This is a genomic window from Acinetobacter sp. YZS-X1-1, assembly GCF_000804305.1.
Classification (GTDB): domain Bacteria; phylum Pseudomonadota; class Gammaproteobacteria; order Pseudomonadales; family Moraxellaceae; genus Acinetobacter; species Acinetobacter variabilis.
Window position 1 is genome coordinate 1 of sequence record NZ_JWHB01000053.1, and the last position, 7,283, is coordinate 7,283.

At 41.6% G+C, this 7,283-nt stretch carries 8 protein-coding genes; 1 reads left to right on the forward strand and 7 read right to left on the reverse strand.

The genetic code is table 11. The features are described 5' to 3' along the window. Positions 1 to 56: 56 nt before the first annotated feature. On the reverse strand, positions 57 to 374 hold the full coding sequence (locus RJ01_RS15305) for a hypothetical protein (protein ID WP_004784580.1): 318 nt from the start codon (positions 372 to 374) through the stop codon (positions 57 to 59). A gap of 17 nt (positions 375 to 391) precedes the next feature. After that, on the reverse strand, positions 392 to 1,273 hold the full coding sequence (locus RJ01_RS15310; protein WP_034171715.1) for a LysR family transcriptional regulator: 882 nt from the start codon (positions 1,271 to 1,273) through the stop codon (positions 392 to 394). A 168-nt stretch (positions 1,274 to 1,441) separates the two neighbouring features. Here RJ01_RS15310 and RJ01_RS15315 point away from each other — a divergent pair, with 168 nt between their 5' ends. Next, the gene (locus RJ01_RS15315) at positions 1,442 to 1,675 is read left to right on the forward strand and encodes a hypothetical protein (RefSeq protein WP_034171716.1); all 234 of its coding nucleotides are present in this window, start codon (positions 1,442 to 1,444) and stop codon (positions 1,673 to 1,675) included. A 70-nt stretch (positions 1,676 to 1,745) separates the two neighbouring features. On the opposite strand, the gene RJ01_RS16785 is transcribed toward RJ01_RS15315, so the two are convergent. The 5 genes from RJ01_RS16785 to RJ01_RS16305 form a co-directional block, all read right to left on the reverse strand. Continuing rightward, entirely contained in the window at positions 1,746 to 2,003 is a 258-nt protein-coding gene (locus RJ01_RS16785; RefSeq protein ID WP_264673499.1) for an abortive infection family protein, read from the reverse strand. A gap of 303 nt (positions 2,004 to 2,306) precedes the next feature. Then, positions 2,307 to 2,492, reverse strand: a complete 186-nt coding sequence (locus tag RJ01_RS16790) for a hypothetical protein (RefSeq protein WP_264673500.1) — start codon at positions 2,490 to 2,492, stop codon at positions 2,307 to 2,309. Positions 2,493 to 2,576: 84 nt separating this feature from the next. Then, positions 2,577 to 2,702, reverse strand: a complete 126-nt coding sequence (locus RJ01_RS16795; RefSeq protein WP_253144109.1) for a KGW motif small protein — start codon at positions 2,700 to 2,702, stop codon at positions 2,577 to 2,579. Between the two features lie 313 nt (positions 2,703 to 3,015). Beyond that, positions 3,016 to 6,849, reverse strand: a complete 3,834-nt coding sequence (gene purL / locus RJ01_RS15325) for a phosphoribosylformylglycinamidine synthase (RefSeq protein ID WP_034171717.1) — start codon at positions 6,847 to 6,849, stop codon at positions 3,016 to 3,018. Positions 6,850 to 7,132: 283 nt separating this feature from the next. Beyond that, positions 7,133 to 7,270, reverse strand: a complete 138-nt coding sequence (locus tag RJ01_RS16305) for a hypothetical protein (protein WP_161792069.1) — start codon at positions 7,268 to 7,270, stop codon at positions 7,133 to 7,135. Between the last annotated feature and the right edge of the window lie 13 nt (positions 7,271 to 7,283).

The following is a 7,283-nucleotide window of genomic DNA, read 5'->3' on the forward strand; positions in this document are numbered from 1 at the left end:
TGTGGAATAAGCCTTTAAAGATAGGTTTGTGCAACAAAGCCTATCACTTCTAAAATTTAAACTTTTATATCTAAGAGCTGGATAAATTCAAATGCCGGTTCTTCATAAGGATGACTGTCTTTTAGAGCCTTAGCCACTTCAACCGCCTTTTCATCAGGTACAAGAATTTCGACCCGCCATTCTTCCACATTTTCCAATTGGCCAATTTCCCCAATATGAGGATCTGCGCCTTGCTGCGGCTTAAATTGTCCAGTTCCCAGCACTTGCCAGGCACAGTCGGTATATTCACCAATCCCACCCGCACCTGCTGCAAAAACGGCCTTCTTGGTTTCCTCTAGGTTTTCATCTGGTACGTAATAAATCAGTTTAAGCATATATCTCTACAAGTTTTTCAAGCATTTACCGTATTGTTAAGGGCTTCGGTAATAATATTCAATGATGGATTTTGAGAGTTCTTGTTAAATGTTGCATATAGTTCTACCTGGGGTAAAGGTCGATCTGTCTGGATCACTTTCACTTCATCATTCAGGAACAGTAATAGATAATCGGGAGCAAAACTAAAACCCATCCCCATATTGATCAGGTTAATATGCTGTAGCACATTGGTCGCCCACAGCACCTGATCGTGCTTTAGCTGATCAAAGGACATCAAGGCATTGAGTCTTTCGTAAAATATGGGTGATGCATTCTGATCACACATAATAATCGTATGATTTTTCAGTTCCTGTAATTTCAGTATCCGATCGGTTGGGTGCAAATGCTTGGCTGCAACCAAGTGAATTTGTTCCGTCAATAAATGGATATTTTCAAAATCCGGATGATCCAGCTGAAAACGGGTAATACTTAGATCTAATTCAGCATTTTTTAGATGTTGAAGCTGTTCCAGACAGAACAGGCTATGCAGATGAATTTTTAAATCTGGCATGGTCTTTTTCAGCTTGGCCAAAATATGTGGCATAACTTTTAGTTCGGCAACATTCAGAAAGCCAATATGAATCTGATTATTTTTCTGCTGGGCCACCTGTCGTGCTGATGCAACAGCCAATTTGGCATTTTCCAGAGCTTTTTCTGCATAGATTAAAAAGGCCTTGCCTTCATCGGTTAACTGTATTTTTCGTGAAGAACGTTCAAACAGGTTAACACCAATTTCCTGCTCCAGATCTTTAATCTGCTGGCTTAAAGAAGGTTGAGCCGTAAACAGTTTTTCAGCAGCCCTAGTGAAACTCTGCTCCTGCGCCACGGTAATAAAATAGCGTAAATGTCGAAGTTCCATAGATTGCTCACTTCAAAAAATAGGTACTTATCTTACGATTTAGGCCAACATATTGAAAATATTAATAGATCAATAGCTTATGCTAATACTCATATAACTACCTTTTATACATGGCTAGATTTTGCCCCCTCATACATTTATGCCTGTATCAAGTTTACACATGGTGTCTTGCATGACACAGTATTCGACACTGAATCGGGTGAAAGCGGGGGTCAGGCAGCTGAATCACTGAACTTGCCATATTTGGATGTGATTCGGATTGTTTCTCATGATGTGTATAGCACCTGGATTGCTAAGTCTGAAATTCATGAATCTGTGGCAGTTCTGGTTCGTCCGGATGGTTATGTAGTTTGGCGTTATAGGATAGTACCAATGATCAGTTTGATTATGAAAATACGCTGAAGGTGAGGTTAAAGGAAATTCAACTGGCTGTGTAAGTATCCTGTCAAAGACCATCAAAAGGTAGTCTGTTTTATGTCTTTTCTTTTTTCATTTCCCAAGTAGAAAATAAAAAAACTGCCATTGTTCCTGCTAAATTTACTGCAAACTCAGCATGTCTAGGAGAAGGCTTCACATTATTTTTACCTTGACCATGAGCATCACTGATTTTATTTCTTAATGAGCCTAAACCTTCAACTATCGCACTACAGCCACCTAAGATTTGCTTAAATATCTGCTCTGTATGCTGTGATGGAGACAAGTTTAAATTACTACTGACTAATCTATACAACTGGTTTATATCTGGAGCATTACCGTATTCTACACTTAGCTCATCTAGGATATGTTTGCATGTTGACTCTAAAAGAGTTCTAGACAGAGTAATTGCACCATCTGGATCAGTCGTTCTTCTTTCTAAGGCTTTGTTCCAGATTGTATGGATATAATATGAATCTATATTTTGAACGACATTCTTTATAATTTGATCAGAAGGGACTTCACTACTAAATTCTAGTTTTTCTAATATGGGTTGAAAGGACTTCCAAATGAAATCCCGTCTTTCAGCATATGTTGCATATTCAAATTTAATAAATTGCTAAAATTGCTGTAGATTTCTACACGTTAGAATGTATTTTGGTAATAAATTTTTAATATCAGCTTCTTTTAATAAATAGAATCTTAAAGTTTCATATTCGCTAGTATTTTCATTACTACCTGTAGCACGAGCTATAAGTAAATTCTGAATAGTTTCTATTTTTATTAATTTTTCCTGATTATCCATCTTATATTTTTCACCCATTTTCAACAAATATATAATTTTAAAAATGAAAAAGCCACCTCTCGGTGGCTTTTTTAAATCTGTTGATCAAGAACCCTGTAGCAAATAACTACCTACCAAGAACAGTACCTGTAGGCCAACAACAAAACCAAATAACCACCAACCTTTCTGACGTAATTCTGTTCTATCCATTATTCTGAGTGTCTTAGCCATGTCATCACCTCATTCTTGAGTGTTGATACTGAACTGATCTATACCATCTTTCCTTTAAAGTGCATAAATATTGTGCATTATTTACACAATATCATTTCTGTGCAGATATAAAAGCAAAATCTAAACCAGTTCAGCGGGAGAAAATTAAATAAATGTTTCAAACTGCTTAAAAAGCAAAAAGCCACCCACTGGTGGCAATTGATGAAGCTAGTCTAAACAAAAGTAAATGATTTTTCTAGCTTTGCTGGGTCACTTAAAATTCTAATAATAAAAAAGAGCCGCTACTGCGACCCTTTTTTGAAGCTAAATCAGATTAGCCAATGAACTTACGCGCATTACGGAACATACGTAACCATGCACCGTCCTGATCCCAGTCTTCTGGTTTCCAAGAGTGCTGGATCGCACGGAAGTTACGCTCAGGGTGTGGCATCAGGATCGTCGCACGACCATCTTTCGAAGTTACACCAGAGATCCCTTCAGGCGAACCATTCGGGTTCAATGGATATTGCTCAGTCGCATTACCTTGGCTATCCACATAGCGCATGATCACCTGGTTATTGGCATTCAATGCAGCAATGCTTTCAGCTGATGCAACCACACGACCTTCACCATGTGCCACAGCGATTGGAAGAATTGAACCTTCCATACCTTCTAGCAATACAGAATGAGATTTCTCTACGCGAATATTAACGCTACGTGCTTCAAATACTTCTGACTTGTTGCGATGGAAACGAGGCCAAGCATCTGCACCTGGAATCAGTGGAGTTAATTGTGACAGCATCTGACAACCATTACAGATCCCTAGAGAGAAGGTCTCCTGACGGTTAAAGAATTTCTCGAATTGGTCACGAAGTTGCTGATTGAACAATACTGATTTCGCCCAGCCACCACCTGCACCCAATACGTCACCGTAAGAGAAGCCACCACATGTGACCAGACCTTCGAAGTCATCCAGGCTGATACGGCCAGCTAGAAGATCGCTCATGTGTACGTCAACTGTATTAAAGCCGACTTTGTCGAATGCTGCTGCCATTTCCACATGACCATTCACACCCTGTTCACGCAAAATCGCCATATTTGGACGACGTGAATTGATGTACGGTGCTTCGATTTGCTCATTCAGGTCAAATGTCGGTTGAGCAATCAAACCTTTGTGCGCTTTGTCTGTTACTAATGCAAATTCTTGATCAGCAGTTTCTACGTTGTCACGCAGACGCTGGATTTGATAAGAAACTTCAGTCCAAGCCACTTGCAGGTCGGCACGTTCAAGTACCAGACCATTTACAGATAACTGGTCAGAGTTGTTTACTGTACCTACTACAGAGATCGCATCTTTTAGAGTAGAAGTAGCGATTTCTGCTTGTAATGCATCCCAATCTGCTTTCGCGATTTGCAGCACAGCACCGATTTCTTCAGCGAACAGTGAAGCTACAGTTTGTTGTTCCAGAGCTACACCAAGACGTGAAGCGAACATCATTTCCGCAACAGTTGCCAGTAAGCCACCATCACCGATGTCATGGTAGGCCTTGATCAGACCACGGTTGTTCCAATCTTGAACCAGTGCAAAGAATGCTTTTAAGTCTTCAAAGCTGTCGACATCTGGAGTTACAGAACCAATGGCTTTGTATACCTGAGCCAAGATCGAACCTCCTAGACGGAATTGACCTTTAGATAGATCAATACGAACCAGTACAGATTCAATATTTTTCAGCTCAGGGGTTAATGTTTTGCGAACATCAGTTACAGGTGCAAATGCAGTGATCACGCCTGACATTGGAGAAGTAACAGATTTATCTTCGCCTTCGTCATTCCAGGTGGTACGCATTGACAATGAGTCTTTACCGACTGGAATTGCAATGCCCAGTGCTGGACACATTTCCATACCAATGGCTTTTACGCCTTCAAACAAGGCTTGGTCTTCGCCCGGTTGACCAGCCGCCGCCATCCAGTTTGCAGACAGTTTGATGTCACTGATTTGTTCAATCTTCGCAGACATGATATTTGAGATCGATTCAGCTACAGACAAACGCGCAGAAGCTGCTGGATTTAACAATGCCACTGGTGGACGTTCACCCATTGCCATTGCTTCACCTGTGTAACCGACAAGGCTGGTTGTTGTTACTGCAGCATCAGCCACAGGAACCTGCCATGGACCAACCATCTGGTCACGTGCCACCATACCGGTAATCGAACGGTCACCAATGGTGATCAGGAATGATTTAGAAGCCACAGTCGGATTCTTGATGACGCGATAAATCGCATCTTTCAGATCAGTCACTTTAGACGCATCAAAGTCATCGCCTTTACGCGGAGCAGTTTCATATGAACGGCTCATACGTGGTGTTCCGCCAAGCATCACTTGCATTGGCATATCCACTGGCTTGTTACCAAACAATGGATCTTCAACTGTTAAGTGACGCGCTTCAGTTGCTTCACCCAATACCGCAAACGGACAACGTTCACGCGCACAGATCGATTCGAATAAAGGTAGAGATTCTGGACGGATCGCCAGTACATAACGCTCTTGCGCTTCGTTTGACCAGATTTCCATTGGCGACATGCCTGGCTCAAGCGATGGGATCTTACGAAGATCAAGCACCGCACCAAGCTCATGGTCATTTACCAGCTCGGGCATCGCATTCGAGATACCGCCCGCACCGACGTCATGTACAGAAACGATTGGGTTTTCATCTTCCATACGCCAGCAAGTATCAATCACTTCCTGACAACGGCGTTCCATTTCCGGGTTTTCACGTTGTACAGAAGCGAAGTCCAGGTTTTCACCCAGTTTACCGCTGTCTACAGATGATGCAGCACCACCGCCAAGGCCGATCAGCATTGCTGGACCGCCAAGCACGATCAGTAGATCGCCTGGTTGAATCGCATCTTTTTCAACGTGGTCCGGACGGATGTTACCGTAACCACCCGCGATCATGATTGGCTTATGGAAGCCTTTCACTTCGCCATTGACGTTTTGTTCGAAAGTACGGAAATAACCAGTCAGCGCTGGACGACCAAATTCGTTGTTAAACGCTGCGCCCCCCAATGGACCTTCAATCATGATTTGAAGTGGAGATGCCATACGTGACGGTTTGCCGTAGTTTTCTTCCCAAGGCTGTTCGAAGCCAGGAATATTCAGGTTAGATACGGTGAAACCCGTTAAACCAGCTTTCGGTTTACCACCACGACCAGTCGCGCCTTCGTCACGAATCTCACCGCCTGAACCAGTTGCTGCACCGGCAAATGGTGCAATCGCTGTTGGGTGGTTGTGAGTTTCCACTTTCATCAGGATGTGTGCGGCTTGGCTCTTGTATTTATAAACGTGTTGACCGTTATCTTCTTGAGTTGGGTAAAAGCGTTGTGTGTCAAAACCAACAATCACCGATGCGTTGTCTTTATAGGCTGACAATACGTCTGTTGGTGATTCTTTATAGGTATTTTTGATCATCTGGAACAATGACAATGGTTGAACTTCACCATCAATCGTCCATTCAGAACCGAAGATTTTATGACGGCAGTGCTCTGAGTTTGCCTGAGCAAACATCATCAGTTCGATGTCATTCGGGTTACGACCCAGTTTAGTAAATGCTTCTGTCAGGTAATCAATTTCTTGTTCAGACAGCGCAAACCCGAACTCATTATTGGCTTTAACCAGTGCCTCTTTACCTTGACCCAGGATATCAATCGAGTTCAAAGGTTTCGGAGCAGTTTCAGTAAATAATACTGCAGCATCATCAATCGCATTGAAAACGCTTTCAGTCATGCGGTCATGCAAGATCTGTAATGCTTCTTTAGAAAGCTCTTTTTCGCCCTTCAAAGTAAACAAAACACCGCGTTCTAAACGATGAACCGGTGTATTACAGTTGGCAAAAATATCAGTTGCCTTTGATGACCATGGTGAAATCGTGCCGACACGCGGTGTCACCAGAATCTGGATTTCATCACTTGCAGCCTGGTGCAGTTCAAATGATTGACCATCGTTGAGAAGCTGTAAAGCGGATTGCTGTTGTTGCTCGTTGAGCGCTTGGTCAAAAAGATAAACAAATTGACTTTCTAGTGATTGAACAGAACTAATTGACGATAAACGTGTGAGTAGTTGAGCTTTCTTAAAAGAAGAATGTGCAGGTGCACCGGCAACGATAAACATGCTGATTTTGGCTCCACGGGATGATCGAGCGACCATGCCACAATGTGACTTGAGAGAGCGCATATTCTACTGTGAAATATATAAATCGGCTAGAGAGGAAATGAGAAAACTCAAGCGAAAAGCTATAGCATTTTATAAATAATGCTTTTATTTTCAGATAAAAAAATTGAATGTAGTCGCACAGCTTAACACAATTTATTAAAGAAAAATTAAAACCAGACAAGAATAATTCAACTTAAAAATTTTGTATTATTTTTCAACACTATTGATCATATCGAGCGGTTTAAAATTTAATCTCAATTTTTAATAAAAATGAGCCAATAATTGACTTCTTTACTATTTCTTGATCAAAAATAGGTAGCTGCGCCGCTTTTCGCCATCTGTCTGAATGATGATCAACTATATTAGGGTCTGTTGACATTTACTGTTCATAA

Coding starts and splice junctions, on each gene's coding strand:
- RJ01_RS16790 (WP_264673500.1), bottom strand. CDS start 2,492: ATGGATAATCAGGAAAAATTAATAAAAATAGAAACTATTCAGAATTTA.
- RJ01_RS15310 (WP_034171715.1), bottom strand. CDS start 1,273: ATGGAACTTCGACATTTACGCTATTTTATTACCGTGGCGCAGGAGCAG.
- RJ01_RS15305 (WP_004784580.1), bottom strand. CDS start 374: ATGCTTAAACTGATTTATTACGTACCAGATGAAAACCTAGAGGAAACC.
- RJ01_RS16795 (WP_253144109.1), bottom strand. CDS start 2,702: ATGGCTAAGACACTCAGAATAATGGATAGAACAGAATTACGTCAGAAA.
- purL (WP_034171717.1), bottom strand. CDS start 6,849: ATGTTTATCGTTGCCGGTGCACCTGCACATTCTTCTTTTAAGAAAGCT.
- RJ01_RS16305 (WP_161792069.1), bottom strand. CDS start 7,270: ATGTCAACAGACCCTAATATAGTTGATCATCATTCAGACAGATGGCGA.